This window comes from Methylobacterium sp. C33D (genome assembly GCF_053345825.1).
Genome location: NZ_JBKFAV010000229.1, coordinates 1 through 291, shown reverse-complemented (window position 1 = coordinate 291; position 291 = coordinate 1). Strand labels below are relative to the sequence as shown.

The window sequence follows — 291 nt, the reverse complement described above, 5'->3', positions numbered from 1 at the left end:
ACCGACCCGTCGAGGAGCGCGACGGTCCGCCCGTCCGCCACCGGGGCGTGGCGGCCGACCAGCGCCGTGCGGATCCCCTCGCGGGCGGCCGCCAGCGCGGCGGCGAGCCCCGCGGCCCCGGCCCCGACCACGGCGACGTCGAAGACGGTGTTAGTGTCCTCCGGCATGGTGTCCTGCACGATCGACGCGTCCCACTCGGGACAGTGTGGCGTCGGGCTTCCCAGGGTTCCGGTCGATGTGCGGCCCCGCCATCGCGAGCGGAGCGAAGCGACCCGGGGCAGCGGGACGTCA

The 291-nt window shown here is 76.3% G+C and carries 1 protein-coding gene; it reads right to left on the bottom strand.

Translation table 11 applies throughout. The features are described from left to right. Positions 1 to 167 (bottom strand): FAD-dependent oxidoreductase (locus ACLBXO_RS32170; protein WP_447687964.1); only part of this gene is annotated, 167 nt, incomplete at its 3' end. Positions 168 to 291: the final 124 nt, after the last annotated feature.